Raw genomic sequence first — 26,650 nt, forward strand, 5'->3', positions numbered from 1 at the left:
TCATCCGAGGGATGTTCATGATGAATGCGAGGTTACCGCAAGATGGAAGACATATCCGCTGTCGCAACGACGAATTTTGACACGAACTACGAGCTCCACCAGAAGCACCTGACGCTCAAGGGCTTGCAGCCGAAGACGATCGAGGCGTATTCGCGCGCCGTGCGCCGGGTGGGAGACTACTTCGCTCATCAGATCGACGATCTGAGCGAGTCCGACCTGTTGGATTACTTCGCCGACCTGCGTGAGACGCACTCCTGGAGTTCGCTCAAGCTCGATCTGTACGGGCTCAAGTTCTACTACGAGCACGTGCTGAAGAAACCCTGGGTGGCGCCCGGTCTGATCAAACCGCCGCGCTCGCAGCGCCTGCCGGACATCGTCACGGTCGAGGAGACCGAGCGGATTTTTTTGGCCACGCAGGTGCTCAGTTACCGGGTCTTCTTCTTCACCCTCTACAGTCTCGGCCTGCGCCTGGGCGAAGGCTTGCGGCTGACGGTCGCCGACATCGACGGCGCGCGCGGGCGTGTGCATATCCGCGATGCCAAGGGCAACAAGGATCGCCTGGTGCCGCTGCCGACGGCCACCTACCAACTCCTGCGCCGTTTCTGGCAGCGCCACCGTCATCCCGTCCTGCTGTTTCCCAATCGCCGCGGCGGCTCGGCGGGAGCACGCACGGCCAGGACGCCGCTCGACCGCGGCGGCGTTCAGAAAGCACTGAAAGCGGTGGTCGAATCCTGCGGGCTAAAAAAAACATTTCGCCACACAGTTTGCGCCACGCTTATGCCACGCACCTGGTCGAGGCCGGCGTCGAGCTCACCGAGGTGCAGCGCATTCTCGGCCATCACTCGATTCTCACGACCGTTCGCTACACCCATCTGACGGATCAAACCAGGCATCACGCCATCGAGCGCATCAACGCGCTGATGGACGGCTATCGCGTGGGCAAGGGGACGCCGCGATGATCCGCTTCGGCTCTGTCATCGCCCAGTTCGAAGCGGACTTCATGACGCAATTTCGCCACCGGCTGAGCTTCGAGCAGCTTCGGGCGCTCTCGGCGATGCGCGATTGCCGCAGCCCGGCCAGCCCGATGATGCAGGTCCAGTGCGAAGGCTGCGATCACCAAAAACTCGTTCCGCATTCCTGCGGCCATCGCCTTTGCCCGCACTGCCAGCACCACGAGAGCCAGCAATGGCTGGAACGTCAGATGCAGCGCCTCGTCCCGGCCGACTACTTTTTGCTGACCTTCACGCTGCCGGCTGAATTGCGTGGGCTCGCTGCAGCGCACGCCGACGTCGTCTTCGATTTGTTGATGCGCTGTGCCTGGGAAACGGTGCACCGCTTTAGCCAGAACGACCGGCAGTTACAAGGCACGCCGGGGGCGATCGCGGTCCTGCACACGCACTCGCGCCGGCTCGACTTCCACCCGCATGTCCATCTCGTCGTCCCTGCGGCGGCGCTCGATGCAGCGAAGCAGCGCTGGCGACGCAAGCGGCGCGGCAAGAACGGCGTCTATCTGTTCAACGAGAAGGCGATGGCCAAGGTGTTCCGGGCAAAAATGCTGGCGGCGATCGAGGCGGCCGGCATTTGCTTGCCGGCGTGCTATCCGCGGGAATGGGTGGCGCACTGCCAATCGGTGGGCAGCGGCGAGAAGGCGCTGATCTACCTCGGTCGCTACCTCTACCGCGGTGTCATCCGTGAACAGGACATCCTTGCCTGCGAGAATGGCCGGGTGAGCTTCCGCTATCGCAACGCGAAAACCGGCAAGTCGGAAAAGCGCTCGCTCACCGGTGCTGATTTCCTCTGGCTGATTCTCCAGCACGTGCTGCCCAAAGGCTTTCGCCGCGCGCGCAATTTCGGCTTCCTGCACGCCAATTGCAAGCGCCTGATCGGCTTGCTGCATCTCTTGCTGAAGTTCGATCCCAGCCGCTTCACGCCACCGCGCAAGGAGCGGCCAGCGATGCTTTGCTCGTGCTGTGGCGCCGTGATGGTGATCGTCAGGACGCGGATTCGATCGACGTCGTCCGGTGTCGTTGCTGTGCCACCGGTCGTTGCGGTCGCCATCTGATCATGTAATCCGCCTTCACAGCGCTATCTGGCCGCGTTCGGGACTTCAGTTTCCCCAAGCTGATTGATGCGGTCGCCCGGAGTTCGGTGGCCGGGACGCCAAAACGGCCGGATTCGCAAGATCTTCGTTGCCTGTCCAGCAGCGCGCCGGGACTTCTCGCTCCCGGCCCTCCGGCGTTTATGCCTGCGTGGTAAATCCAAAAAAGATATTTGCAGAAGGGGCGCTCAGCCCTCCGGCCCGGGCTCGTCCAACAAACGGATCAGATCGTGGCTGCGCACGATCTATCCTTATTCGTTAGACAAAGCACGCTTCACGTGGTCCAGCGGAACTTGCTCCCAGCTCCGGAATCCGTTTCGAAGCCTCCGGCTCTTGTCACCGGTCGCCACGACCGAGGCGAATACTGGGCCTGTCGAGGTTTCAGCTTCGAACAGGAACAGCGTGCGGTGGTTATGCACCAGCATCGGCTGCACAACATTCATGGGAAGGTCACGAATCGTATCGCCAACGGTTTGCGGAAACTCGGTCGGCTGCCACGGGCGTGGGAGCTTGACCAGCAGAGCGGGCCACAGGAAATGGTCTCCCACCTGAACGCCGAGGCTGACCAGCCAAGCTTTGAGCTCAGCCTTGGTATCGGCGACAACGATGCGCCCCAATTGCGCATCCAAGTGGAAAGCCACCTGGCGCGATTTGCCGCCTGGCTTCACTAGGCTGAGGACCTTGAGTTTTCCGCTTGGCTGGATGGCCTGCTGAGACCAATACGAGCCAAACTCCCGCTCGAACTCGGTCCGGCATTTCGCATCGGAATAGTTTAGCAGTTCGACCGCATCATCGAGGTGGACGCGGGCGCGATCGCCCGGTGGGGCCATGATCGACGTCGGGCGCAGGCACAGCAGCCCATTCGGCTCGACGTGGGGCCAGCGGAAATCGCTTCCAAGTTCCGGGGCGAAAATACGGGGCTGGGAGTTAGGGAACGCGACGTCGATGGCGAACAGAAGGTGGCCGACTCCTGGGGCACGGATCGTGCCCTCTGCAAGAGTTACCCGCCAGCCGCAGTGGAACAGCGGCATAGGGTCCGGCTGCATCTCCTCGACGGATAGCTTTCGCCAGTGGCCTGGACACCACTGGTCCAGCTCGGCTTCGACGGCGGTGATGACTTCTGCCGACGTCATTCAGCCGAAGCGTCCACCACCATCCTCGCGACGCGCAGTTTCGACCGATATGACATTCATGACTGAGCCAAGAGCGGATGCCTCGTTGGTGGTATCGGGATTCGGCTGATCGGAGAAGAAGTTCGTGTCGAACACGCTATCCCAGGCCTCACGGGCCATTGCGCGGCTGCAGTCTTCGCGGTCGAGTACTTTGAGGGTGTCCAGCGCCCCCTTCAGACAGTTCCGGAAGTACGTGACTTGGACCTCGCCTTGCTCGGCTAGGTTCTTCGCGACAACGGGATGTGCAACCTGGGTTGACAAAGTTAGAGCCCAGTGGATCTGCTGCCAGGTCTGGCGCAGCGCCTTGTCGTCGCGATCTGCGTTGACCACGAAATGATCTACCACGAGCTTCGAGATCGTGATCCCGCTGGTGGTATTCGCTTTCCAATCCGCGCGCCGGGCGAACTTCTTGGTCAGCCTGGTGATACGCCGCATCTGGCTGCCGTCGGCTTGGCCGGAATTCAGCTCACCTACTTGGTCGTTGAACCACTTCGTGACGGCGCGTGCATCTGAAATGACCCACGAGTCGCCGCTGGCAAGTTCGTACTTCTCGACGTGATTGCCGGCGAAGTCCTTCTCCATACCGATACGGTAGACCGGCACGTCAATGTGATAGCCCGCAGCGTAAACTTGGCGCACACAGTTGTCCTTCACCTCGGCTTCTTGGTTGAAGCGGCCATCCCACTTCAAGGCGTCACACACACGCTGCCGCGCGGCTAGCGGGGTTAAGTCTACACCGTCGTTATCTTTCAGGTCTTCTGAACAGAAGTAGGCGCCATCGTCGATGTCGTAGTCGTTGTTAGGGTCCTGCACCATGGTGCGCATCTGGTACGAGCCCTGAGAGTGAATCTCTCGTGGCTGCGGTTTGCATGCAGTGTCGAGGCCTTTACGCAGACGGTCCCGGCCGTTGTCCCTTCGGCCGCGCATGTCCTGTTGCTGGCCCAGTGCTAGCGTGACCTCGCTACGGTGATAGCCGGTCATGTCGGCGTTGCAATTGATGTCAGTCATTCTTTTCTTCCTGGTTTGTAGGTGCGTGAGGCTGAGAATCGGATAGCGCGGTCCGGAAGGCCTTCATCTGAGGGTGCTGGTCTTGGCTTGCCCAAGCATAGTCAACGTCGGAAATTGCTTGTCGTGCGAGCGCGTTCAGCAACTCAGGCCGAGCGTCATCCATGTTGGACAGATACTCCTGCAGGGCCTTAGATGGGCACTGAGCCGGCAGACGGTAGGCAAAGCTCCCGTCATGGCGCAATTCTGCAACCTTATTTGTGAGGTAACTGTATCCAACGGCCTGCGCGTTCATTCCGGCCTCAATGGCCCTCAAACCAAACTTCCAGCCTGGAGCTCCCCTATAGCGAGCTCGATCGGAAATTTCCTCGCCCCCCTGCGCGGGCAGTGTGCCCAGCATAAACAGCTGAATCGGGCGCTGCTCATCCCGGTCATGAAGGATTTCGACCGCTTCCATCATGCCAATCAAGCCAGGGTTGTTGGCCCACAGGCCGCCATCGACATAGGTTGCCGTTGTTGCACCGTCACCGCCGGGCTCATCCAGCTTCGCCATCGAACGCAAAATAGGCGCTGCTGTGGTAGCCATGCACACATCCACCAGCGTGCGCGGGTCGTCGCGGCCGTTAAGTCTGTTGAGATGTTTGGTCTTGAAGACGACAGCGGAATGCCGGTTGATGTCGATCGTCGGAATCGCCAGCGCGATCCCACGCTTCTCGTAGACCTCAGCTATGGTAGTTTCCCCCAGCTTGAACTTCAGTGCTTCCCGTAGCGCGAGTTCACCGCGTCGCAGGCCTATGCCGAGATTCCGGACCACGAAGTTGCCAATGAACGGCAGCGCTCGCGCCCACTGGTGCGGGAAGATCTTGCCGCCGTAATCCGAGTACAGATCTTGCACGTCGTGAAGGGGGATGCCCTTGGCGAGCGCGCAAGCCACGATGCCGCCCGTGCTGGTGCCGACGATCAAATCGAAAGCACTGCCGATATCGAGAGCATTTTCCCCCAAGCGCTCGGTCTTGGCCACGCGGGCGGCATAGGTCGCAAGATATGCAGCCTGGTAGACCCCGCGCATGCCGCCACCGTCCAAGCACAACACTCTGAAGGGCTTGCTTTTTTCAGCCATTTTGCTCATCCACTGATATAGCTTATGCAGATGGGGTCTTTGCCAGTTGTTTCAAGTGCCTAGCAGCCTGTCGGGCTTGGAATTGGCTGGTAGGCCAATTCCGCGATCCGGGACGAGTCGGCGCGTTTTGGGGTGAAATCTGGTTGCTTGGTCATGGAGTGGTGGTGTCCCTGTCGTCGTTTCCTACTGCAGACGCAAAGCGGCCATGCGCTTCAAATTCCACGCCAGGCAAACCAGCGTCCACTCGTTCTGGACATTCTCCAGGCCACGCAGCAGAAACTGGCGGAAGCCCATCACCGACTTGATGATGCCGAACACCGGTTCCACCGTTTGTTTGCGCAGTGCATAGGCCGCGCGGCCAGCCTTGGTTTTGAGCGCATGTTTCATCGCATCGACGGCCGAAGCGTTTTCGGCCAGCGGCGTCGGCTCGGTGAAACGCTCCCGCCACGGCGAATGGTGCGCATCGCGCTTGACCGCAATCAGCGGCGTTATCTGGGTGTCGACGCAGGCGGTGACGTTCCTCTGGCTGAAGTAGCCCGTATCGGCCAAAAGAGTCTCCGGCTGATTGAGTCCTTCGGGATTCTCTTGCATTTTCCCGACCATCGGCTCGACCTGCTCCTTGTCGTTCGTCGCCTGCGTGACGTCCGGGACGAGGATCAGCATCGATTCGGTATCGACCACTGCCTGAGCGTTGTAGCACTGCTCGAAACCGCCACCAGCGACTTTCATGATCCGGGATTCTTCATCGGTCAGGTTGATCTGATCATCCGCACGCGGTCCGGACTCAGGTGGCGTCGGTGGCTTGCCGCCCGGTTTTTTGCCTGTCGCTGCTTCCTTTGCTGCACGGGTAGCCCTCTTGGCCTCGTACTCCGCGCTCTCCTGCGCATACCGTTCTTTGGCCCGTGCCTCGAGCTTGGCTTTGGCGACCACAATCGCCGCCAAGCGATCCTCTCGGCGCTTGATCTCGTCGGGAAGACTCGCTCCGTCCGGCACCGACGATTGATCTGCTGACTCCGCCAGAGCCAGCAGTTCCTGTACCCCCGCCTTCAGGTGGGCTTCGATCTTCTCAGCGTGCCCATACGATAGGGCGCTGTGCCGGCTGGCGTTGGCGTGAATCTTGGTGCCATCCAGACTGACGGTACCAAAACGCGAGAGTTGGTTCTCCCGAGCAATCTGGAGCACTTGGACAAAGGCGGATTGAAACTTCTTGCCAAAGCGCTTCCTGAAGTAAAACAGCGTATCGTGGTCGGGATGCCGGTTGCAGGCAATGTAACGAAACGCCAGTGAATCAAAGGTCGCCCGTTCAATCTTGCGGCTGGAGAACGTACCCGTGGCGTAGCCGTAGATCAACAAGGAGAGCAGCGTCGCCGGGTGATAGGCCTCGCTGCCACGCCCGGCATAGGCTCGTTCCAGCGCCGATAGATCAAGTCCTTCCACTACATCCACGACATACCGTGCCAGGTGCGCTTCTGGCAGCCACTCTTGCACCGACGGGGGCAACAGGTAGTCGGTGTCTCGATCTATCGCGTGAAAGGTCATGGCAACGCCCGTCTCAATCAATAACTATGATTATCGCATGCAGCGGGGTAAGTCCGACAGGCTGCTAGAGCATAAGGTTTTCCCTATGCGCATGCGGACTGACTCTATGAGACACCTGTGCCAATGATTGCGTTTGCTCAGGCCGGTTCCTCTTGCCGGTCCCGATCGTCTGAATTGGGCTAAACGTCTTCTTCCAAGGTATGGTAACTCTGGCACCCGTACAACCGCTATCGCTTGGAATAGCCGCGTTGTGTGAATTGGCCTGACGGCAGGTCTTCGAGAACAGGGTGATCGAATCAAGCAGCTTATGAATTATGGTCTTAAGCCAAATATCATGCATGGTCGATACATTGCCACTGCCCGTGAAACTAAACGGGTCAGAGTGCCATGGCACTACCTTAAGCTTTTGACATGCCATGTTTTTCGTTTAACGACAAGCAGTTGCTACAGAAACGTAAGCCGCCTTTGCATCCAAGAAAAAACCTGAATCCAGCATCGACGGACCTTCCCGGGCACCGGCTTGCGCCGGTGGTGACGTACGTTGGCAAGCAAGAAATAGAGTGATTTGTCCATGCTATCGGCCTAAGGTAGTGCCATGGGGGTCAGAGTGATTTGGAAACTGAAATCACTCTGACCCGTTGGATACAGTGCGCCACATACGAAGCGACGCCCAGTTCCCGCCAAACACGGCGCTCAGCTCCCGGATGCGCAGCTCGTACCTTCCACCTTCACGCTGATCCTGGATCTCGTTCAGGCCGGCATAGGGGCTGTCCTTGTGGTCGGCCACGTTCTCGACGCGCTGGCGGTCATAGGACAGACGAAGGGAGAGGCCGCGCGCGGCCAGATAGTCCATCAGGAACTCGCGCTTGATTTCTATCAGGCGATGGCTGCCATCGCTGTCCACCGTCTCCCTAGCGACCACGACAAAGTCCTCTTCCGGCCTGGCCCAGTTCGGCCCTTCCTTAATCAGGCGAAGCGCGACCACCAGGTCAGGATTCAGGATCCACTGCCGGCCGCCGACCACGGGCTGTGGGTGCTCGAAAACAAGGTTGATCCCGATGGACTCCTTGTCGTTGTACTGGTACTCATCCATCGGCGAGTAATGTCCGTCTGAGTACGCATACGGTGCCACGGTGTGCCCGATACCGATGTCGCTCCAGCTCAAGCGCTCGGCAAGTTCGCGATGCTTGTTTGGAAAGGCGACGGAGCCGCAAGCGAATATGTTGCCGATATACCCAACCTCCGTCACGTTGCCCTTCTCGTCATTGAGCGACGCCCGGAGTGGGACCCAGGTCGCCCGAGAGAACGGACGCCGAATTTCAGAGGTTTGAAGAATCCAAGCTTCGTTCATGGATCGGTTCTCTAGGTGATGTCAGCAACATCTACTTTAATCCAGCAACCCGCGCCCGAGTTACGTGGGGGCTGTTCGCCGATCGCAGGTGGGGAGGCCAGCGCTGCATCGGTACAAATTGGGGGGGGCGAGTACCAGAGAGCAGTCACGGACGAGCGCCAGCCTTTGGCCGGCAGCGGCTCACGGGTCGTCCTATGGGAGAGACCGCTATACGCGGCACAGCGGACGTTCGCGTCACTATTGACGTCGCAGCACTTCGAACAGATCTTGCCGACCCGCGGCAACCATCGACTGCAGAGTCCTGGCTTACTTGTGTCCACCGCGCGCGCAGTTCGGTCTGTCGTCAGATCGTGTCAGGCAAGAGCTCTCGCCAGAGCCATGCCCGTCCCGAAATGCAAACCTGGAGCGCACAACCTCGCAGCAACACGGAGAATTCCACCGGCCGGCCGGCGCCAACGCCTAGATGCGCTTTCCGCAAAGGGCTGCGTCAACCCTCTGCGGAAAGCCCGGCGTTGCCGCCGGGGGTTTATCGGGGATCGCGTCGCCGGTAGCGTTCCAGCACCCGATCCCGAATCACTTCGGAATCGAGGCCAGAAAGCGCGCAGCACGCGTGGTACGAGAAGGCGTTCGAGCACTCCTTCGGGGACAGCAGCCAGTCGAGGATCTCCACCCGTGTAGCGGCGCAGACCCTCGAATCGAACAGAGCGCGCAGCGACTTGTGCAGCAGGCGCCTGTGAAGCCTGACGAGTTCATCGTCAGACCACGGGCAGCCTTCGCCAGGTGCTTCTGCTCGCTCGGTGCGGACCGCAGCCTTTCGTCGTGGCCTCGGGCCATCGGCCATGGATAGAGACACCGCGATCACTTCCTCGCGGGGCGCTCATTTCGCTACGCCGACAATCGCACTGACCGGTGAAGCCGTGTCGGTCAACGCCGCCTTACGACTGCGATAGGCGCGAAGCAACTGCTCAAGATCGCCGTCGTCGGCGGCGTCTTCGGCCTTGGCATAGCGTTCGTCGAGTTCATCAACGGATGCAGCTTGGCTGATGCTGGCGAGGAGCGTATCGAGCGGCGGTTTGCCACCTTCACGACCGGACTTCTGGTCGCCCGCCCCCGTCTCCTCAGCCTTCGCGTCACTCGACTCGTCGTCGATGATCGGAGCCCAGGAGCCGTCGATCGCCTCGGCCATCCCGATGTTCTGGGTTTTACCGCGTTCGTTGAGTTCGTCCATGGCTAGAGCCATGGCCAGCTCCGGCGACTTCGGCAGCAAATTGCACAGGCGGCGAATGGCCGTCTTGAGGCCCATCGGGACGAAATGCGTGTCCCACGGACTCTCCTTTCGGTTCTTCTTCGCCATCTGGTAGCCGCGGGAGTGATCACGTACCCACTCGACCTGCTCCTTTGACAGGGCGTGGAAGGTGCGTGAGCCATCGTTGAACACCGCGACGGCGTAGAAACCGGCGATCGCTCCACGCTCGTCGTCGGACGCCGGGAAGCCGTTCTTCTTCAACGGCTCGTGCATCAAGGAACGGTTGAGGCCCAGGACGATGTCGAACCGGTCGTTGATCCGCACTTCGTGCGCATAGATGTCCTGCACGCTGCCGCTGTTGCGCGCGAGTTTCACGAGCCCCTGATAGCCGGGGATCAACTGGCACTGGCTACCGAACACGACGAGATGCGCTTCGCCCATCAGGCCGATTTGCAGACCGAGCTGGCAAGACTGGATGACCGCCGCGACGACACTGCGTGGCTCCACTTCGGACAGCTTCGGATTCATGCGAAATGCAGTCAGTGCGATCCGCGCCATGCGCTCCGCGCTGAGATGCTTGGGCAGCGCGCGGGCGATTTCGCCCTTGAGCTGTTCGAGCATCGCTGGAAAAGACACCACGTTGGTCGGATTCCCCTGACGGGCGCTCTGGATGTTACGCAAGGTTTGAGACATGGTTTCCTCCAAATACAAATGGCGGAGACACCATGCCTCCCGGAGCGGGGACTGGTCTCCCCGCCGGGGTCAATGAACTAAAAATGGCCGCCGATCAGGCGGCGTCGAACTCGAAGGCGTCGGCGTTGGCTGCCCAACGCGGTAGCGAAATCAATTCGATCTCACCCCCGGGCTGGTAAGCCGGCCAGTTGCCCGAGTCCTGGCACCACTTCAGAAGCTGCAGTGCTGCCCGGTACTTCTTGCGACCGACCTCGATGATTTCTGGGTCAGCCCGGTAAAGCGCCACGGCATGGGGAGCCTCTTTTTCGACGGCGACAAAGAGGAAGGGCAACTCCGTGCCGGTCACGGCTTTCATTCCATCGACGTAGAACGCCGCCTGGATGTCGTAGCCAAGATTGGCGATGGCGCGAGAAAAACCTCGGCTGCTGGCATCGACACAGCTCTTGAGATCGACCACGGCCGTCCCGTTGAACCAGTCCGGACGACAGCGACAGGGGATCCCGGTGAGCGGGTCTGTCCAGAACGCCGACAGCTCGGCCTCTCCTTGCTTGAACAGGCGGGCCGCCCCCTCGTGCGCGTGAACGGCGGCGCGCACTCGGGTCAATGTCGCCAGGTCGTCGGAAGTGATCAGGGTTTTGCCCTGATTTTCCTGTTCGAAGCGGGCGGCGGCTTCCTTGCCTTCCTTGGTGCGGCGATCAAACTTCTCGACCACCGCGAACTCTTCGGAAAAACGATCCGGTTCGAGGACGTGGGTGTGAACCGCAGACCCAAACGCCATCGCCGGCGTTGGCGGCGACGGATGATCAAGGGCTTCGCGCAGATGCGCGGGGCTCTTGAGCAGTTTGATGATTCCCGAATGGCCGATCGATTGATCCGCGTGGTATTGCTTGGCCGGCATGCGCAGCAGGCCAGGATGTCTTACGTGCATAGTGCCTCCAGAAGAAAAAAGCCGGAGTCACCTGCCCCTTCCGGAGAGGGCCTCCCCGGCTGGGTGGATGAAAATGCTGTTTGTTTCGTGCGGCCAGCTACCGCGACTTGCTCGGGCGAAGAATCGCTCGATCAAAGGCTGCTTTCCGGAGGGCGCTCAGGAAACGCACTCGGGAAAGCCCCGGCAAGCCGGGGCGTGCTTCAGTTCGCTGCTTGTTCTTGACTCGCGAGGGTCAGAGCCCGTCGGAGTAGCTGGCGGGTTTCCGGGTCGGTGCGCCCTGCCTGGAGTCTCTGGTGGAGATCGCAGGCACGATTCATCGAGAGAGCCGAAAAGAGTCGAACGAGAAGCGGGTTGGATTGCACGACTTGATCGTGTGCGGGGTCGAAAGCCATGTTCAGAGCCCCAGCGCGCGAACGATCGGACGGCTGATGATCCAGCCGGTGATGCAGCAAGAAAGAAGAACGAGTGCCATGAGATGCCTCCAGGAAAAAAAAGGGCATCCCTCCCCTGATGCGGAGGCGATGCCCCGCAGGGGGATGAGCGTTCAGGCGATCACTTCAAACGAAGCCTCACCGCTCTTGGCGGGATCGATGTCGACCCCGATCCGGCGCTGGTAAGCCGGTCGGTCGTATTGCTGCCAATGGGTGCTTGTGACCTTCACCGGCTCGGGCGCTGCCGTCGCTTCGGGTCGACGGCTCAAGAAGCTCCTGAGGCCTTGTGCCGAGCAACGGAGAAACGACAGAAGCAAGTGAAGCCCTGCCAGCATGGCGAGGACGAGAATGACACGTTCCATGAGCGAACCTCCTGAGGTGAAGGGCGGTCGGCTCCCGGCCCGGGAGAATGACCGCCCGGTAGGGGAAAGACGTGACGACCGGCTCAGAACGGCTCCATGACCGGCACTTCGTCGACGGCTGAACTGCTTGCCTGATCAGACGCGGCCGTGCCGGCACGACGAGGGACGGAACCCGATGCCTTGGCGTCCTTCGCCGATGAACGAGCACCGAGCATCTGCATTTCGCTGCCGATGATCTCGACCACATAGCGATCCTGACCTGCGCTGTCCTGCCACTTGCGGGTCTGGATGCGACCTTCGACGTAGATCGGAGAGCCCTTCCTGAGGTACTCGCCGACGACTTCGGCGGTACGGTTGAAGAAGATCACGCGGTGCCATTCGGTGGTCTCCTTGCGTTCACCGGACGACTTGTCCTTGCTGATCTCTGTGGTCGCGATCCGGATCGTGGCGATCGCTTCTCGGTTCTGGGTGTAGCGAACCTCGGGGTCGGCGCCGAGATGGCCGATGAGGGTGACTCTGTTCAACGATGGCATGTTGCCTCCTGACAATGAAGGCAGGGACGCCGCCGTATCCTGACGGGGCTACCCCGCCGGGGGTTGGAGAGAATGCTGTTTATGAAGAAGGCCAGCTACCTTCACTTCGATCGTCATAGACGGAACGAGAGATGGCTGAATTCTCTGCCGCCACGGTCGTCGCAGGGGTTCGAAATGCGTTGCTTCTGGTCGCTTTTCGAAGGTCGCGCTCGCAGTGCAAGCGATACGCTGGGCTTGATCGACACTCCGGGAGACGGCAGATGGCACAGCGACAGAGGAACGATTCGACGCACATTCCATCGGTCCGGCAGGACAACAGCCGGCCCTTCCTGACGCAGAAGGCCTTGCTCAATTCGCTGCACGCGCAGCAGATCTTCGACCGTGGCTACGAGATGTGCGCCAACGCGCTGTTCTCGTTGAGTGTGGTCTTGCGATTCATCGGGAGCGAAGAGCAGGCGCAGGAAGTCGATGCCCTGGTCGATACTCAGATCGACCAGACCCTGGAGGAGATTCGCAAGGAGTCGCTGCGGCTGAAGGAAGTGGCCGAAGGCAATGGCATCGAGACCGCGATCGGCTACACCAGCGCCAAGACCATCGATGTGCAGATCACCTCGCCGCGCTCGATCAAGTACCTGGCGATCATCCGCGAGTTCGACGGGATGATGGCCCACCTGGATGCGCTCTGGCTTTCATGCGTCATCAGCGACAACCAATACGCGCGCGGGGTCTATGAATGGAAGCGGCGGATTCTTCGTCTGGCCGGACAGATCCGGCAGCTCGCCACGCGTGCGGTGCTGGCGGCACGGCGGAAGGAGACGGCGAGCGAGACGGTGGCTGACGCGAGCGAGGGTCCGGTGGTGGAGGCTGAGAATTCTCCGACAGACCACACTCGGGTGAAGCTCCCCGAAGGCGAGTAGAATCTCTCTCGCGCAAGGCCGCCTTGCGGAAGGCCGAAGGTGCCGGCCCGAATGGTAGCGCGGCGCCACACAACTTCAACGGGTACCGCCAAACCAACTCGTCGGCTGAACCGAACCCGGCTAAAGGGGTCCGTTGAAGACTCGCAAAGATTGCTGCTTGGGGAGTGCGACCAGCGCAATGATTGACGATGCAACCGCATCGCCAAACAGACGAACGCCAGTTCGAGCCTTCCTTTGGTGCTGGTATTATTCTTGGTATCGTCTGACGTCAGTCCTTATTTTCGTCTTTACTATCAGTTGCTTATGTTTTTTGTTGGTAACTCCTCAATAACCCCGGGCGTGCGTGCATGCGCTTGGGTCGGAGCCGGAACGCTACGGTCACCGACAGAGCACGCGCCTGAAGTTTCGGTCGAGGGGATAGACCCAGACGGTTTTGATGGGCAGCAAGGCTTGGTGGTGGACATCGAGCTTGCCGCGACCGGTGGTTTGTCCAAGGCAGAGCCAGTTGGCCGCTCGGTAAGCGGTGCCGCGAAAGCGCTCTTGCTCGACGAAAGTTTCGAGCAAGAGCGGCCGGTAACCGTACTGGACTGGCCAGTCGGCGGCGATCTCCCGGGCGGCGCGAGCCAAGATGGACGAGGCCAGATTCTTGCATTCGATCCACGGCAGGATGAGGAATCGAGCATTATTCACGACCCGGTGCAGGTGCGCCTGGCGTTGCGAGGGGGTCCAGCCGATGTAGTGGTCGCGCGGCTGGGTCTTCCAGGCGGCGGCGCCGAAACTGAGCAAGGCGACGAGCCGTCCGCCCGCCCGAACGAAGTAGCGCAATTGGGCGCCGGGCAGCGGTTGATAGCCGAGGTAGTGATAACGGTCGAGGTACTCGTTGTGCAGGTGCGATTCGGCGCGATTGCTGACCCGGTGCAGTTGCAGTGTCCCCAGGGCACGAGGGCCATCTGCCCTTAGGGGCCCCTCGGGTTCGGCCTGAGCGGTGCGACGGCGCCAGGGTTTTCCGTTGTGATTGCCGTTGCGCGGCGGGGGGAGTTGCAGCAAGCCGTCGGCCTGCATGCGCAGCATCGCCACGCGGCAGCTCATGTCCTTGAGCCGCCCGTCCTCGCGGCTCCAGCCAAGCTTGGCACAGACGAGCCGGGACAACTCGGCGCGCAAGGCAGCCGGATTGGCCGCGATCAGCTCCCGGATCTGGTCGAGTTCCACTCTGCTGAAGGGGCGCCCGCAATAGCGCCAGGGAGTCGCCTCAGAGGTCACGTCAGGGAATGCTCGCCGTCGGCGGGCCCTCGAAGATCCACTGTCCAAGAGGCGCAATCCGATGCCAGCCGAAGATGCGGTCTTCCAGATATTTCCAGAATGACAGCCCGTTCTTGCGACAGGTCTTCTTGAGGCTGGCGAAGGTGTCGCGGCAGCGGCGGCCCGACGGGCTACGGGTGGAGCCGCTGATCTTGCGCTTCTTCACGTAGTCGCGGATATCCGACTCGCTGAGGTTGTTGTGTAGGGGCAGCTCGGGACGTTGCAGCACGCGCAACAACTCCGCCTGGTTGCGGCGCATTCGTTTTAATGCCTGATCGAGGCTGGCATAGCCGGTCCGGGTGGCACAAAGCTTCCCGAAGCGTGCTTCGATCGCGGCGGCGGTGAGCACATCAGGCGCTTCTTTGTACGCCTTGAGCGCATCGTAGATCGCCCACAGCTCGCTGCGCGTCGAGGCCAGCGCCGCGCGTTGCGGCGCATTGAAGCCGAGCAGTTTGGCGAGCACCCGTTCGGCATGGATCCAGCACAGGGCGTGGATCAGCACATCGAACTGCCCGGCGTCATCGCTGAGGATCGCCAGATCGGGGGCGACGCCGTGCGCGACGACGGTACCCAGCAACGCGCCTTCGGTGACCACGCGGACATGGCGCGGATCCGTGATGGTCTGCTGAGCCAACAGCGCCTGCCAGGCGGCTTGACCTGTCCATGCCGCCGGTGCCAGGGAGGTGAGTGCCTGGAGTTGAGCGCCGGGCAGCTTGTGCTCGGCCATGTAGGCCAGTGCCGCTTCGTTAAGGGTGTAGGCATCGTGCCCGGCGCGGAGCAATTCCAGGAAATTGATCCGGCTCTTGCTGCCGGTGCTCGCGAACCAGGCGAAGCGTTCGTTACCGATATGCGTACAGTACCCATTTTTGCCCTGATGGCGCGCCCCCGTATCGTCCACTTGAACGTACCGGCTGCCTTGTAGTCCGGCTTGCAGCAGAGCGTCTTTCTCGCGATGGAAGTCCGTATGGCCATCGGTGATCAAGGCGCTGAGCTGCCCGGCCGAGATGTCGATCTGCCACTCCCGCAACTCTTCGAGCAATAACGGCTGCGTCACATGGGCATGGTGGTACTGATAGAGGATGAAAGCGCGCAGCTGCGGGCCGAAGTGCATACCCCCGATCTCGGTAGGCAACTGCCCGATCAAGCGCTCTCCCTCGGGGGTAACCCAGCGCTCCAGCCGATACCGGGTATTGTGCACGCCGATCCGGATGTCCTGCACCACGAAATCCTGGTACCCCTTGAAGCGACTGTTCTGCGGAACATCCGCCGCCGGCGGCCGCTTGACCGACTCGTGGATCTCAAGCTTTGCCGTCTTGTCGCGCTTGCCACGGGACTTCGGCCGGCTCCCCTTCTCCTTCCCGCTTCGCTCGCCTTCCAGCGCCGAGGGCTTGATCACCGGTTTCGGCTTCTGACCCTTCAGCTGCGCAAGCTCATCGCGCAGCGCCTGAATCTGTTCCTGCTGCCCATGACAGATTTCCAGCAGCAGCACGACCACCGGCGTCATCTCGTCGGCAGAGATATCAGGGATACGGGGTAGTGTCCGAGGGGGCTCCGTGCTCATGCCTGCAATTGAACCACGCTTCGCGAGCTGTGTCCAGCACTACCTGCAAGCAAGAATTCCAGATTCAGCGAACGGCCATGCCCGGGGTTATTGAGGAGTTACTTTTGTTGATAATTGAGTGGGAATAGTCAGCCGCCCGGCAATGGCCGGAACCGGCGCAAGCATTCGGTGAACCCGTAGCCGTAGCCTCTCGCTTGGCATGCTTCAGTCAGCGATTCGCGGGGTCACAGGAAAGCTGAACACAGAAGCGGAAATCCCGCACCATGCGGCGCATGGCATGTACACGGACACGGGTGCGAACCTCATCTGTGGAGGCTCGGCGACAAGTAAGCGCCCAGTAGCACCGTTCACCGTGGTGTTGATGGCGCTGATTGAGATCGACTCCCACATGGCCCGGACTGCGGTCTGGGCTACGTCGGCTTTCCCGGCACAGAAGGCAGTCAAGTCATCGACCCGCCATATCGGCGCTACTCTGGACAAGCACTTCGGCGATCACACAGCGCAGGGACTGTCGAATCTCGATGCCGTTGTCGAGCTTGCGCAGGAATTCATGGTCTGGCTCTTCAGCGGCGATGTGTATGCGCACATCGACCAAAACATTGGACAGTGGATTGAAACTTCGATCGCGAGCCGCTAACCATGACAAAACGTATTTTCTTCAGCTTCTTCCACTGCTACGCCAAAAACGCTTCACCTTATAATTTTTATCTATTGGACGCGCGGCGCGTGATTGCCTAATGTAAATCTCTTTCGGCACTTTTATCGTCGACAGCATCAGGCAGAAAATCTAAACGTTGACGGCACGTCCTTTCCCTTGACGTGATTTCCGTTGGCAAGCAGCGTAGGTGCGCCACGAGGGTGCGCACGTCCGTGCGTTTTTCACTAGCAATACAAAACGACCGTAGTGCAAGAAAACTTAAATCTGTAGCCTCTAAACACGGGGGTTAGCAGACCGTCGAGCTTGAGGGTAAGGCACTCACAAATAGCAAATTACCAATTAATGCTCCATTCTCCGGATATGAACAGCCCCGCGTGAAATGCAAATGAAGGTCGATCGCGTCCTATCTGACAACGCCACCGCCGCCAGCTTTCAGTCTGGTCGAGTCGACATGTGTCGGCCCATTGCACGGTCGATGCGGAACTGTCACCGAGATCGCCCCCGCAGGCCGGGACATGTGGGTGTGGTCCGGTACGGGAAGGTCCCGTTGGCACAGGCGCATCAACAACTCCATCAGACCTTCGGTGGCGCGGTACGGCAACTGGAACAGAGCCTTGATCATCAGACAGGTCTGGATAGCCGTCTCAGAGTACAGCCCGGGCTTGCGCCTACCAACCGGCACCGCCACCGTCCAGTTGTATTTGACACTGACGTGGTCGAACCAGATCGTGCGGTTGCCCCGATTGGCCAGCGCGGGCTCGTAATCAGACCAGTTCGTCACCCCATACCGCTTCTCTGGCGTCGCCTCGCCAGTGTCCGACCTTACCCTCACTGCCATCCGGCCTTTCCTCTATTGCCGGTCGGCCCCGACTCTGGGGATCCTGTCCTTATACTGCACCAACGCTTCTCAGATTTATTCCGAGCCTGCGCATCAAAACGCTTCTGCCACCAACAAGGGGAAAGTCATGCTTGAAGCCAAAACGCCGCCTGGAGAACAGATTGTCTCTCAACCTGGCTCTCAGGAAGAATCGAATTTCAGAGCAATGATTGGGCAAAAAGTAACATACTTCGCGCTTATAGTTACCGGAATCTTGGGATTTACCGCAATAATGGTCGCATTATTCTCGGGAACAGACGTACCTTCGGGGACTCGTTTCTCCTACGTCAAGGACATATTAGCAATCATCTTGCCGCTTGTAGGCACTTGGGTCGGAACTGTCCTGGCCTTCTACTTTTCAAAGGAAAACTTCGTCGCGGCTGCCAAGCAGACCTCGGACCTGGTTAAACAGTTAACGACTGAACAAAAGCTACAAAGCATATCTGTCGCAGACGTAATGATAAAGATGGATGATGCGAGCACAATAAAACTTATTCTACCTAATGCGGAAGAGGCAAAAAATATAAAACTAAGGTCTAATATAATTGACGATGTACTTGACAAGCATTCCAAAAACCGATTACCAGTCGTCGATCAAAACGGGAAAGTGCTGTATCTCCTGCATCGGAGTTTCATTGATAGATTTGTTTCCGATAAAGCAGCTCTGGAAACTGTCGCCGTCAAAGACTTGACGCTATCAGATCTCCTTGCAGAGGACAAGTATAAGAACGCCTTTCCAGCCCTGACGCATGACCCAGCCGAATCAGGCTCATTTGCCGGTAACGCCCGCTTTTGCGGTCGAGGCGGTCAAATTGCGGTTGGCTAGCGGCAAAGGACGGGTGGTGGAGTCAGCCAGGAGGATGCCGAAAGAATTTTTTGGACGGCGGTACGATCGCCAGGCGAGCCTTTCCGAACGCGGCGTACGCCGCGCTCGAGAGGATGTTTCGGGTACGCCTGTGTGAGGTCACTCAAGTTGAAGCAGGAATGGAGCGGCGAGGAGCGCGCGGATTCGTGCTGGGTCGAGCCAGGGGGCGGCGCAGGCAATGCTCCCAACCTAACGCGCCGTTGTCATAATTTGATCAGCAAAGCACGAAATGGGTTGCGCGCCGGAGCAGCACCCGGCATGATCTGTATCCCATTGATACGGATGTAAAATTTTATATGCCAAGATCGTTATGTCAACGTCGTTGACTCGTTTTCTAAGTTCCTTTTTTCTCAAGCTTTTTTCCTCAAGTCGCGCCTGACAGAAAAAGCGTTCTCACGAACCGGCATCCTCAGTTTCCCCCGCCTGATCGCCTGCATGCTCGGCGGATACACCTCCAAAGTGCAGTCGGAACTAGACGCGTTCTTTGCCAACCTGGCCAACCGCGCCGATCTGCTGCGAGAAGTCTCGGCGCAGGCCTTTGCCAAAGCCAGGATGCAGGTCTCGAGCGCAGCCTTTGAACTCCTCAACGATCATTTCCTGGCCTTGGTCGATGCGCAGTTCGGTTTTCCCCTCTGGTACGGCCTGCGCGTCGTCGCCGGTGATGCCACAGTCCTGCGCTTGACCCTCTTCGGGAAGACCCGTGACGGCAAGCGATTCGTCCGCCACATAGTCGACGCCATTGGCTTCGCGCTCTATCTGCCCGGTATCGAAATGACCCTGGCTGCCAAGCTCTATTCCCCCAACACCGGCGAGCGTCAGATGCTCTTCGAACACCTCGGCAAGCTCCGTCCCAATGACATCCTGGTACTCGACCGAGGTTACCCGGCCTACTGGCTCTTCGCCGTCTTGTTGCAGCGAGAACGCCATTTCTGCATGCGGGCCGATAGCCTCAATTTCAGCGCTATCCAAGCATTCCGCCGATCGGGCTTGGCCGAGCAGGTTGTGATGCTGCCAGCCCCCTGCAAACAGGACGCGCTCGACTACGAAATCGCCGCCACGCCGAGCGAAGTTCGCCTCATTCGCCAGGTGTTCGGCCACAAGGTGCGCGTCCTCGTCACCTCGCTCCTCGACATGAACGCCTTCCCCGCCGCCGCGTTCGGGGGCCTCTATCACTCTCGGTGGCGAATCGAGGAGGCGTTCAAACGGATCAAGCACCGTCTGGCACTGGAGCAACTCTCGGGCATGTCCTGGCTGGCCGCACAACAAGACTTCAGCGCTAAAATCCTCTGCGACAACATCAATGCTCTGGCCGTCCACGCCGCCAGTGAATCTCTCGATCCCAACATCTGCGCACGTTACTTCATCAACCGCGGCGACGCCTTCTCTCGTATCAAGCGTACCCTCGGACGCTGGCTCCTCCAGGGTCGGGATGCTCTCGAAAATATCACCTCCGTCTTCGACGAACTCATCAAGAACCTCGTCCGCATAAAACCAGACCGGTCATACCCCAGAAACTTCACTCAAAAGCCCCATCTATCCCACGCTTACAAAAATGGAGTATGACTATGTTCTGGTAAGTTGAGAGCATTGGCGGCGCAGGAGCTTCGGATGAAGGCGATGGCACCGCGCACGCCGAGTTGCTGATAGAGATCGCGTAGCTGTCGGGTGAAGCGTGCCAGGGTATTGAACACATGCGCCAGGCGCATGAGGAGGTGATAGCCTTTCATGGCATTCCAGTCGAGGGCAAAGGCATGCTCGTAGTGGTAGCCCTGATGTTTTTCGACGAGGAAGCCCGCTTCGATGCCCCAGCGGTGGCGGGCCCCGAGGTTGCAGCGCTCATGGACATTGTCTTGGCTGAGCGGTTGGCTGGAGAGCCAGGCGTGGCGCGATGTTTCGGTGACGGTCCTGGCCTGTTCATCGATCTTCTCCCAGCTTTCCTCACAGACCACCAGATTCAGCTTGAGACGCTGACGCCCGTTGGCAGCGAAGGCGTAGTCGATGTCGTTGACCCAGCTGAAGTGTTGTCGGCGTCTTCCCCAACCGCGCTGCACAACGAATAAGGATAGATCGTGCGCAGCCACGATCTGATCCGTTTGTTGGACGAGCCCGGGCCGGAGGGCTGAGCGCCCCTTCTGCAAATATCTTTTTTGGATTTACCACGCAGGCATAAACGCCGGAGGGCCGGGAGCGAGAAGTCCCGGCGCGCTGCTGGACAGGCAACGAAGATCTTGCGAATCCGGCCGTTTTGGCGTCCCGGCCACCGAACTCCGGGCGACCGCATCAATCAGCTTGGGGAAACTGAAGTCCCGAACGCGGCCAGATAGCGCTGTGAAGGCGGATTACATGATCAGATGGCGACCGCAACGACCGGTGGCACAGCAACGACACCGGACGACGTCGATCGAATCCGCGTCCTGACGATCACCATCACGGCGCCACAGCACGAGCAAAGCATCGCTGGCCGCTCCTTGCGCGGTGGCGTGAAGCGGCTGGGATCGAACTTCAGCAAGAGATGCAGCAAGCCGATCAGGCGCTTGCAATTGGCGTGCAGGAAGCCGAAATTGCGCGCGCGGCGAAAGCCTTTGGGCAGCACGTGCTGGAGAATCAGCCAGAGGAAATCAGCACCGGTGAGCGAGCGCTTTTCCGACTTGCCGGTTTTCGCGTTGCGATAGCGGAAGCTCACCCGGCCATTCTCGCAGGCAAGGATGTCCTGTTCACGGATGACACCGCGGTAGAGGTAGCGACCGAGGTAGATCAGCGCCTTCTCGCCGCTGCCCACCGATTGGCAGTGCGCCACCCATTCCCGCGGATAGCACGCCGGCAAGCAAATGCCGGCCGCCTCGATCGCCGCCAGCATTTTTGCCCGGAACACCTTGGCCATCGCCTTCTCGTTGAACAGATAGACGCCGTTCTTGCCGCGCCGCTTGCGTCGCCAGCGCTGCTTCGCTGCATCGAGCGCCGCCGCAGGGACGACGAGATGGACATGCGGGTGGAAGTCGAGCCGGCGCGAGTGCGTGTGCAGGACCGCGATCGCCCCCGGCGTGCCTTGTAACTGCCGGTCGTTCTGGCTAAAGCGGTGCACCGTTTCCCAGGCACAGCGCATCAACAAATCGAAGACGACGTCGGCGTGCGCTGCAGCGAGCCCACGCAATTCAGCCGGCAGCGTGAAGGTCAGCAAAAAGTAGTCGGCCGGGACGAGGCGCTGCATCTGACGTTCCAGCCATTGCTGGCTCTCGTGGTGCTGGCAGTGCGGGCAAAGGCGATGGCCGCAGGAATGCGGAACGAGTTTTTGGTGATCGCAGCCTTCGCACTGGACCTGCATCATCGGGCTGGCCGGGCTGCGGCAATCGCGCATCGCCGAGAGCGCCCGAAGCTGCTCGAAGCTCAGCCGGTGGCGAAATTGCGTCATGAAGTCCGCTTCGAACTGGGCGATGACAGAGCCGAAGCGGATCATCGCGGCGTCCCCTTGCCCACGCGATAGCCGTCCATCAGCGCGTTGATGCGCTCGATGGCGTGATGCCTGGTTTGATCCGTCAGATGGGTGTAGCGAACGGTCGTGAGAATCGAGTGATGGCCGAGAATGCGCTGCACCTCGGTGAGCTCGACGCCGGCCTCGACCAGGTGCGTGGCATAAGCGTGGCGCAAACTGTGTGGCGAAATGTTTTTTTTAGCCCGCAGGATTCGACCACCGCTTTCAGTGCTTTCTGAACGCCGCCGCGGTCGAGCGGCGTCCTGGCCGTGCGTGCTCCCGCCGAGCCGCCGCGGCGATTGGGAAACAGCAGGACGGGATGACGGTGGCGCTGCCAGAAACGGCGCAGGAGTTGGTAGGTGGCCGTCGGCAGCGGCACCAGGCGATCCTTGTTGCCCTTGGCATCGCGGATATGCACACGCCCGCGCGCGCCGTCGATGTCGGCGACCGTCAGCCGCAAGCCTTCGCCCAGGCGCAGGCCGAGACTGTAGAGGGTGAAGAAGAAGACCCGGTAACTGAGCACCTGCGTGGCCAAAAAAATCCGCTCGGTCTCCTCGACCGTGACGATGTCCGGCAGGCGCTGCGAGCGCGGCGGTTTGATCAGACCGGGCGCCACCCAGGGTTTCTTCAGCACGTGCTCGTAGTAGAACTTGAGCCCGTACAGATCGAGCTTGAGCGAACTCCAGGAGTGCGTCTCACGCAGGTCGGCGAAGTAATCCAACAGGTCGGACTCGCTCAGATCGTCGATCTGATGAGCGAAGTAGTCTCCCACCCGGCGCACGGCGCGCGAATACGCCTCGATCGTCTTCGGCTGCAAGCCCTTGAGCGTCAGGTGCTTCTGGTGGAGCTCGTAGTTCGTGTCAAAATTCGTCGTTGCGACAGCGGATATGTCTTCCATCTTGCGGTAACCTCGCATTCATCATGAACATCCCTCGGATGAGGGGCGAGGTGACATCTTGACTTCAACACGACTACAGCGCCGCCGTTTCCTCCGCGTAGCGGCTTCGTCCAACTTGTGGCTTCAGGGCGTGGAGCGCGCGGAACTCCTGCCAGACCGTGGACAAATCCTTGTCCTTGAGCACGATCATGAACTGCCAGTGGGCGCGCAAGCAGCGCCGCATCACCGGCCCGTTGGCGTAGAGGCCGTCGAGCAGGAGCAGGATCGGCAGGCGGGGGAACAGCGTCTTGAGCCGGTCGCTCAAGCGCACAAAGCCGCGCAGCTCGCAGTCCTGCTTTTGCGCTTCGGTATCGCCCAGCGCGTGTTCGAGGAACTCGCTGAGCAGTGGAATGACCAGGCCGTTGTGGAAGGCAAAGCTGGCCTCGAGGACGTAGACGAAGTACTGGGTGTGGCGGGTTTCCTCCTTGCCGACGGTGCGCTGCAGGAGTTCCTCCGCCCAGAGGGTGTCGCCGGCGACCTTCTGCGAGCCGTCTATGGCGATGGGGTAGCAGTGGTTGATCAGATAGCGGCGGAAGCTCTTGCCGCGGATCAGCCGCTTCACCAGATCGACGTGGGCCTGCTCAAGGTGGTCAAGGTCGATGTCGCGCAGCAGCCGAAACAGGGTGTCGGCGTGTGGCAGGGTATCGATCTCCGGGAACAGCAGGTGGAGGTTGGCCATGAACTGGGGACGGGATATTTCGCGGTTGGTCTCGCGCCGGGAGGAGAACTGAAAGACGAACATCAGCAAGCCGTAGAGCAGAAGCACGGTCAGCTTGTGCCGGCGCTTTTTGGGATCTCTCGGGTCGGGAATTTGTTCCAGTTGAGCGAGCAAGGCGGGCAGCTCTTTGCGCAGGAGGCGCATCTGTTTGCTCACGGCGTCCTCGCGGTGTTCCTCGTCGACGGTCGCGAAGGCCGAGCTTCTGTTGGGCAATGGAGCGGCTGAGTGGGGGACTTGTCCCGTTGCGCGCAGCTTGGCGTTCAGTACCTTCTCCTGCCGTTTCTTTTCCGAGCGCAGTTTCTTGATGGCCACGCGTGTCGGGCGACGGCAAGGTTTGCTCATGACCGCGGGCTCCCCGGCGCGGCGCACAGCGAGGCGCAAGCATCCGAGGTCAGCGCTTTGACCCACACCTGGCGGGGCGTGCTGTGATAGGACTGGCCAGGGCGGGCCAGCCCGCGCCCGCTGCTTGCCCCAAGCAACTGCCAACCGGCGGCACGGTAGCAGGTGCCGGCATACTGACGCGGATCGACGAAGGTCTCCAGCAGCAGGGGCTCGAAGCCCCAGTGTTCGAGCCAGTCCGCGCGTGCGCGGCGCGCGAGTTGTCCGAGCACATGACTGGCCAGATGCGGCACCCGGACGTGCGGAAAGATCAGGAAGCGGCTGTTGTTCACCACCCGCGCCAGGTTCTCGCGGCGGGTCTGGGGCGTCCAGCCGATCCAGCGGTCGCGCACGGCTACCGCGCGGGCAGCACCGGCCAGAAGGACGCAGCCCAGCCGCCGGTCGCCCGCCTTGATGAAGTAGCGCAGCCGGTAACCGAAGGCCCCCTGGAAACCCAGCGGGTGCCAACGCGCCACCAGCGCATCCCACTGCGCCACCCGGGTCGCGTCGCGAACCACTGCCAGGGACACCGGCGCGAGCGCCGACAGGGCGCAGTGCACCGCCGGCTCGGCAACGGGGGTGGCGGATGCCGAGGGCGGCGCGCAACGGCGCGGCGGCGAGGGCCTCAACGCAGGTAGGACCAGCAATCCGGCCGCCTGCAAACGTTCCAGGAGCTCCAGGCAGGCGCTGATCTTCGCCGTCCCCGTCAGGGTGGTCCACCCCAGGTGCTCGCAGACCGTCGCCGCCAACTCCTTGCGTGCCAATCCCGGCAGCCACGCGACCGTCGCGCAGAGCTCGGCAATCTCCGTCGCGCTGAACACGCGACCACAGTGCACCCATTCCCCCGCACTCGTTGCAAGCATCGCAAAACCTCCGACTGAAGCGCAGATTGATTACGCTCCACCTATCCTGCCAGAAGTCCGCCCGGCTGTCTAGCCCTCTTGTGCGAAGGTTTTTTTTGCCTACCCACCGCAACGCCTTGCCACTACTGGGCCGGCGTCGTCATGCTTCAGCGCTGAAAAGTATAGATTGCCTGGAAGTGAAGCCTGACGAATAGCGTTAATCTACCACGAGCCGCCAGCGGTTGAGCCAGGCGCTTTCGGGCCGACCGACAAACGCTATTCGTCGGGCAGAAGGAGTGGGCGTGCACGAACCATCGAGCTTAGGATCGCGCCATTGACCCGTTCTGGAGACGGCATGACCGGGTCGGCGGCGTTCGCGCGCGTCGTTGACGAGGTTCGTAAAGCTAGGCAGAGCCTTGGGCTTCGAGAGCACCAGGAGTGCTTTTTCCGGGGACACGCCGATGTCGCCTACAAGCTGTTGCCATCGCTCTATCGACAGGGGACGAAATCGTTTGACGAATACTGGAAGCTGGAGCGGCGTGTATTCTTTGAGTTTAGGGCTCGGGCCAGGCAGCTCTATGAAGACGAGTATACTGATTGGGACATCCTCTTTCATATGCAGCATCATGGTCTTCCGACGCGGTTGCTCGACTGGACCTCGACGTTCGGAGTAGCGGTGTACTTTGCGACGCTGGAACACGATGAAGCGTCCATACGCAGCCCTTGCGTCTGGATGCTGAACCCCTACGCACTAAACAAAGCAACCTGGAATTTGCATCGGCTTTTCGATCCAAAATACCTCGCACGCGAGGAGGGCGCCAATCGGTCCTACGACTACGGGGAGCTGCTTCTCGGAACGCACCCATATAATTGGGGTGAGCGACTGTTATGGGAAACGCCACTTGCAATATACACACACCAACGAAGTGAGCGAATGTTCGCTCAGTGCGGATGGTTCACAATTCATGGTTTAGACCGGCGCCCGCTGGAGGATACTTTTTGTGATCGGTCCTCCATCCTCGGCAAGATTGAGATTCCGCAATCCGCAATTCCAGGTGCAAGGGAGTTCCTTGCGCTAGCTGGAATCGATCACTGGACGATGTTCCCCGATCTGGATGGGCTTGCTCGATCGGTATCCGATAGATTCGGCCTTAAGAGATAGTCGCTCGAAGCGGCGCTGCAGACGAAGATGAATGGTTCTCGCAGCAGCCTGGCTGACGCGGGCCAACTCGGGAATTTAACGCGAGTTAATGCCCGCCGTCAGCCCTAATGAAGCGGAAGGGGCGAATTTGGAGCCTAAGAACACAAGAAGTAGTGCATGTTTTAAGCTTATTCCCGTATGAGACACGTTCAGTATTTGGATGCCCATCAAAGCAGGTTTTTCAGACGCTAAAAATTGGCGATGGCCGCAATCTTTACTGGTCGGGCGCAGTGACCCACAGATCATTGAAGCATATAACAAAGGCTGGGGAAAGGAGAACGAGCTCGAGCCCATGAAAGAAACACGATTGCTGGCAAGCCTTACCTTGTTTCGGTTCTCAGATCTCCGGAATTCGAATCCATACAACGTCAGCCGCTCTTGACCGTGCTTGTTGGACGAAGCCGCTACGCGGAGGAAACGGCGGCGCTGTAGTCGTGTTGAAGTCAAGAT

General features: G+C 60.1%; 23 protein-coding genes and 3 pseudogenes. 8 read left to right on the forward strand and 18 right to left on the reverse strand.

All coding sequences use genetic code 11. The features are described 5' to 3' along the window. Window positions 1–42 precede the first annotated feature (42 nt). The 3 genes and pseudogenes from V5B40_RS07020 to V5B40_RS07030 all read left to right on the forward strand — a co-directional run bounded on the left by V5B40_RS07020 (window position 43) and on the right by V5B40_RS07030 (window position 2,062). Window positions 43–876 (forward strand): tyrosine-type recombinase/integrase, encoded by an 834-nt coding sequence (locus V5B40_RS07020; RefSeq protein ID WP_332353823.1) that lies wholly within the window; start codon window positions 43–45, stop codon window positions 874–876. Continuing rightward, window positions 804–959: pseudogene (locus V5B40_RS07025) on the forward strand (tyrosine-type recombinase/integrase); the annotation flags it as partial. The gene V5B40_RS07020 and the pseudogene V5B40_RS07025, both read left to right, overlap by 73 nt. After that, the gene (locus V5B40_RS07030; RefSeq protein ID WP_332353824.1) at window positions 956–2,062 is read left to right on the forward strand and encodes an IS91 family transposase; all 1,107 of its coding nucleotides are present in this window, start codon (window positions 956–958) and stop codon (window positions 2,060–2,062) included. The pseudogene V5B40_RS07025 and the gene V5B40_RS07030, both read left to right, overlap by 4 nt. A 287-nt stretch (window positions 2,063–2,349) precedes the next feature. Here the strand turns inward: V5B40_RS07030 and V5B40_RS07035 are convergent, their stop codons facing one another. The 9 genes and pseudogenes from V5B40_RS07035 to ssb all read right to left on the reverse strand — a co-directional run bounded on the left by V5B40_RS07035 (window position 2,350) and on the right by ssb (window position 12,478). After that, complete coding sequence (locus V5B40_RS07035) at window positions 2,350–3,231, reverse strand: E2/UBC family protein (protein ID WP_332353825.1); 882 nt, start codon at window positions 3,229–3,231, stop codon at window positions 2,350–2,352. After that, on the reverse strand, window positions 3,232–4,278 hold the full coding sequence (locus V5B40_RS07040) for a cyclic GMP-AMP synthase DncV-like nucleotidyltransferase (RefSeq protein WP_291984511.1): 1,047 nt from the start codon (window positions 4,276–4,278) through the stop codon (window positions 3,232–3,234). Beyond that, complete coding sequence (locus V5B40_RS07045; RefSeq protein WP_332353826.1) at window positions 4,271–5,404, reverse strand: patatin-like phospholipase family protein; 1,134 nt, start codon at window positions 5,402–5,404, stop codon at window positions 4,271–4,273. Before V5B40_RS07045 ends, V5B40_RS07040 begins: the two co-directional genes overlap by 8 nt. A 174-nt stretch (window positions 5,405–5,578) precedes the next feature. Further along, entirely contained in the window at window positions 5,579–6,934 is a 1,356-nt protein-coding gene (locus tag V5B40_RS07050; RefSeq protein ID WP_332353827.1) for an IS1182 family transposase, read from the reverse strand. A gap of 646 nt (window positions 6,935–7,580) precedes the next feature. Beyond that, a pseudogene (locus V5B40_RS07055) lies at window positions 7,581–8,285 on the reverse strand (hypothetical protein); the annotation flags it as partial. 877 nt (window positions 8,286–9,162) lie between these two features. After that, complete coding sequence (locus tag V5B40_RS07060; protein ID WP_291987912.1) at window positions 9,163–10,224, reverse strand: recombinase RecT; 1,062 nt, start codon at window positions 10,222–10,224, stop codon at window positions 9,163–9,165. Between the two features lie 94 nt (window positions 10,225–10,318). Next, on the reverse strand, window positions 10,319–11,152 hold the full coding sequence (locus V5B40_RS07065) for a PD-(D/E)XK nuclease-like domain-containing protein (protein WP_291984503.1): 834 nt from the start codon (window positions 11,150–11,152) through the stop codon (window positions 10,319–10,321). Between the two features lie 544 nt (window positions 11,153–11,696). Continuing rightward, on the reverse strand, window positions 11,697–11,945 hold the full coding sequence (locus tag V5B40_RS07070; protein ID WP_291984501.1) for a hypothetical protein: 249 nt from the start codon (window positions 11,943–11,945) through the stop codon (window positions 11,697–11,699). A gap of 83 nt (window positions 11,946–12,028) precedes the next feature. Next, window positions 12,029–12,478 (reverse strand): single-stranded DNA-binding protein, encoded by a 450-nt coding sequence (ssb, locus tag V5B40_RS07075; RefSeq protein ID WP_291984499.1) that lies wholly within the window; start codon window positions 12,476–12,478, stop codon window positions 12,029–12,031. 260 nt (window positions 12,479–12,738) lie between these two features. Here ssb and V5B40_RS07080 point away from each other — a divergent pair, with 260 nt between their 5' ends. Continuing rightward, window positions 12,739–13,395, forward strand: a complete 657-nt coding sequence (locus V5B40_RS07080; RefSeq protein ID WP_291984497.1) for a hypothetical protein — start codon at window positions 12,739–12,741, stop codon at window positions 13,393–13,395. A 378-nt stretch (window positions 13,396–13,773) separates the two neighbouring features. Here the strand turns inward: V5B40_RS07080 and V5B40_RS07085 are convergent, their stop codons facing one another. Together V5B40_RS07085 and V5B40_RS07090 are read right to left on the reverse strand one after the other, a co-directional pair. Next, entirely contained in the window at window positions 13,774–14,604 is an 831-nt protein-coding gene (locus V5B40_RS07085) for a DUF4338 domain-containing protein (RefSeq protein WP_332353769.1), read from the reverse strand. A gap of 52 nt (window positions 14,605–14,656) precedes the next feature. Further along, window positions 14,657–16,198, reverse strand: a complete 1,542-nt coding sequence (locus V5B40_RS07090) for an IS66 family transposase (protein ID WP_332353770.1) — start codon at window positions 16,196–16,198, stop codon at window positions 14,657–14,659. Between the two features lie 256 nt (window positions 16,199–16,454). Between V5B40_RS07090 and V5B40_RS07095 the strand changes: the two genes are divergently transcribed. Further along, entirely contained in the window at window positions 16,455–16,892 is a 438-nt protein-coding gene (locus V5B40_RS07095) for a hypothetical protein (RefSeq protein ID WP_332353828.1), read from the forward strand. Window positions 16,893–17,328: 436 nt separating this feature from the next. Here the strand turns inward: V5B40_RS07095 and V5B40_RS07100 are convergent. Further along, window positions 17,329–17,751, reverse strand: a pseudogene (locus tag V5B40_RS07100) (transposase); the annotation flags it as partial. Between the two features lie 127 nt (window positions 17,752–17,878). Between V5B40_RS07100 and V5B40_RS07105 the strand changes: the two are divergent. Both V5B40_RS07105 and V5B40_RS07110 read left to right on the forward strand, forming a co-directional pair. Next, a complete protein-coding gene (locus V5B40_RS07105; RefSeq protein WP_332353829.1) occupies window positions 17,879–18,616 on the forward strand; it encodes a hypothetical protein in 738 nt (245 codons plus the stop codon). Window positions 18,617–19,081: 465 nt separating this feature from the next. Continuing rightward, window positions 19,082–20,218: an IS4 family transposase gene (locus V5B40_RS07110; protein WP_332354164.1), complete on the forward strand. Its 1,137-nt coding sequence runs from the start codon at window positions 19,082–19,084 to the stop codon at window positions 20,216–20,218. On the opposite strand, the gene V5B40_RS07115 is transcribed toward V5B40_RS07110, so the two are convergent. The 6 genes from V5B40_RS07115 to V5B40_RS07140 form a co-directional block, all read right to left on the reverse strand. Then, window positions 20,200–20,736 (reverse strand): hypothetical protein, encoded by a 537-nt coding sequence (locus V5B40_RS07115; protein ID WP_332353830.1) that lies wholly within the window; start codon window positions 20,734–20,736, stop codon window positions 20,200–20,202. The genes V5B40_RS07110 and V5B40_RS07115 overlap by 19 nt on opposite strands. Window positions 20,737–21,002: 266 nt before the next feature. Next, complete coding sequence (locus tag V5B40_RS07120) at window positions 21,003–22,109, reverse strand: IS91 family transposase (RefSeq protein WP_332353824.1); 1,107 nt, start codon at window positions 22,107–22,109, stop codon at window positions 21,003–21,005. Then, the gene (locus V5B40_RS07125; protein WP_434735846.1) at window positions 22,106–22,246 is read right to left on the reverse strand and encodes a hypothetical protein; all 141 of its coding nucleotides are present in this window, start codon (window positions 22,244–22,246) and stop codon (window positions 22,106–22,108) included. Before V5B40_RS07125 ends, V5B40_RS07120 begins: the two co-directional genes overlap by 4 nt. Beyond that, a complete protein-coding gene (locus V5B40_RS07130; RefSeq protein WP_332353823.1) occupies window positions 22,189–23,022 on the reverse strand; it encodes a tyrosine-type recombinase/integrase in 834 nt (277 codons plus the stop codon). The genes V5B40_RS07125 and V5B40_RS07130 overlap by 58 nt, the downstream gene beginning before the upstream one ends. Window positions 23,023–23,095: 73 nt before the next feature. Beyond that, window positions 23,096–24,121, reverse strand: coding sequence for a transposase family protein (locus V5B40_RS07135; protein ID WP_332353831.1), 1,026 nt, complete (start codon window positions 24,119–24,121; stop codon window positions 23,096–23,098). Continuing rightward, on the reverse strand, window positions 24,118–25,020 hold the full coding sequence (locus tag V5B40_RS07140; RefSeq protein ID WP_332353832.1) for a Druantia anti-phage system protein DruA: 903 nt from the start codon (window positions 25,018–25,020) through the stop codon (window positions 24,118–24,120). The genes V5B40_RS07135 and V5B40_RS07140 overlap by 4 nt, the downstream gene beginning before the upstream one ends. A gap of 334 nt (window positions 25,021–25,354) precedes the next feature. Between V5B40_RS07140 and V5B40_RS07145 the strand changes: the two genes are divergently transcribed. Beyond that, on the forward strand, window positions 25,355–26,161 hold the full coding sequence (locus V5B40_RS07145) for an FRG domain-containing protein (protein ID WP_332353833.1): 807 nt from the start codon (window positions 25,355–25,357) through the stop codon (window positions 26,159–26,161). The last annotated feature ends 489 nt before the right edge of the window (window positions 26,162–26,650 follow it).

The organism is Candidatus Accumulibacter meliphilus, from assembly GCF_036625345.1.
GTDB lineage: Bacteria > Pseudomonadota > Gammaproteobacteria > Burkholderiales > Rhodocyclaceae > Accumulibacter > Accumulibacter meliphilus.

Excerpts from the sequence above, each read along its gene's own strand:
- V5B40_RS07050 (WP_332353827.1), bottom strand. The coding sequence starts at position 6,934 with ATGACCTTTCACGCGATAGATCGAGACACCGACTACCTGTTGCCCCCG.
- ssb (WP_291984499.1), bottom strand. The coding sequence starts at position 12,478 with ATGCCATCGTTGAACAGAGTCACCCTCATCGGCCATCTCGGCGCCGAC.
- V5B40_RS07035 (WP_332353825.1), bottom strand. The coding sequence starts at position 3,231 with ATGACGTCGGCAGAAGTCATCACCGCCGTCGAAGCCGAGCTGGACCAG.
- V5B40_RS07040 (WP_291984511.1), bottom strand. The coding sequence starts at position 4,278 with ATGACTGACATCAATTGCAACGCCGACATGACCGGCTATCACCGTAGC.
- V5B40_RS07145 (WP_332353833.1), top strand. The coding sequence starts at position 25,355 with ATGACCGGGTCGGCGGCGTTCGCGCGCGTCGTTGACGAGGTTCGTAAA.
- V5B40_RS07135 (WP_332353831.1), bottom strand. The coding sequence starts at position 24,121 with ATGAGCAAACCTTGCCGTCGCCCGACACGCGTGGCCATCAAGAAACTG.
- V5B40_RS07095 (WP_332353828.1), top strand. The coding sequence starts at position 16,455 with ATGCTTCAGTCAGCGATTCGCGGGGTCACAGGAAAGCTGAACACAGAA.
- V5B40_RS07140 (WP_332353832.1), bottom strand. The coding sequence starts at position 25,020 with ATGCTTGCAACGAGTGCGGGGGAATGGGTGCACTGTGGTCGCGTGTTC.
- V5B40_RS07030 (WP_332353824.1), top strand. The coding sequence starts at position 956 with ATGATCCGCTTCGGCTCTGTCATCGCCCAGTTCGAAGCGGACTTCATG.
- V5B40_RS07120 (WP_332353824.1), bottom strand. The coding sequence starts at position 22,109 with ATGATCCGCTTCGGCTCTGTCATCGCCCAGTTCGAAGCGGACTTCATG.
- V5B40_RS07105 (WP_332353829.1), top strand. The coding sequence starts at position 17,879 with ATGCTTGAAGCCAAAACGCCGCCTGGAGAACAGATTGTCTCTCAACCT.
- V5B40_RS07080 (WP_291984497.1), top strand. The coding sequence starts at position 12,739 with ATGGCACAGCGACAGAGGAACGATTCGACGCACATTCCATCGGTCCGG.
- V5B40_RS07130 (WP_332353823.1), bottom strand. The coding sequence starts at position 23,022 with ATGGAAGACATATCCGCTGTCGCAACGACGAATTTTGACACGAACTAC.
- V5B40_RS07060 (WP_291987912.1), bottom strand. The coding sequence starts at position 10,224 with ATGTCTCAAACCTTGCGTAACATCCAGAGCGCCCGTCAGGGGAATCCG.
- V5B40_RS07070 (WP_291984501.1), bottom strand. The coding sequence starts at position 11,945 with ATGGAACGTGTCATTCTCGTCCTCGCCATGCTGGCAGGGCTTCACTTG.
- V5B40_RS07020 (WP_332353823.1), top strand. The coding sequence starts at position 43 with ATGGAAGACATATCCGCTGTCGCAACGACGAATTTTGACACGAACTAC.
- V5B40_RS07090 (WP_332353770.1), bottom strand. The coding sequence starts at position 16,198 with ATGACGCCGGTGGTCGTGCTGCTGCTGGAAATCTGTCATGGGCAGCAG.
- V5B40_RS07045 (WP_332353826.1), bottom strand. The coding sequence starts at position 5,404 with ATGAGCAAAATGGCTGAAAAAAGCAAGCCCTTCAGAGTGTTGTGCTTG.
- V5B40_RS07065 (WP_291984503.1), bottom strand. The coding sequence starts at position 11,152 with ATGCACGTAAGACATCCTGGCCTGCTGCGCATGCCGGCCAAGCAATAC.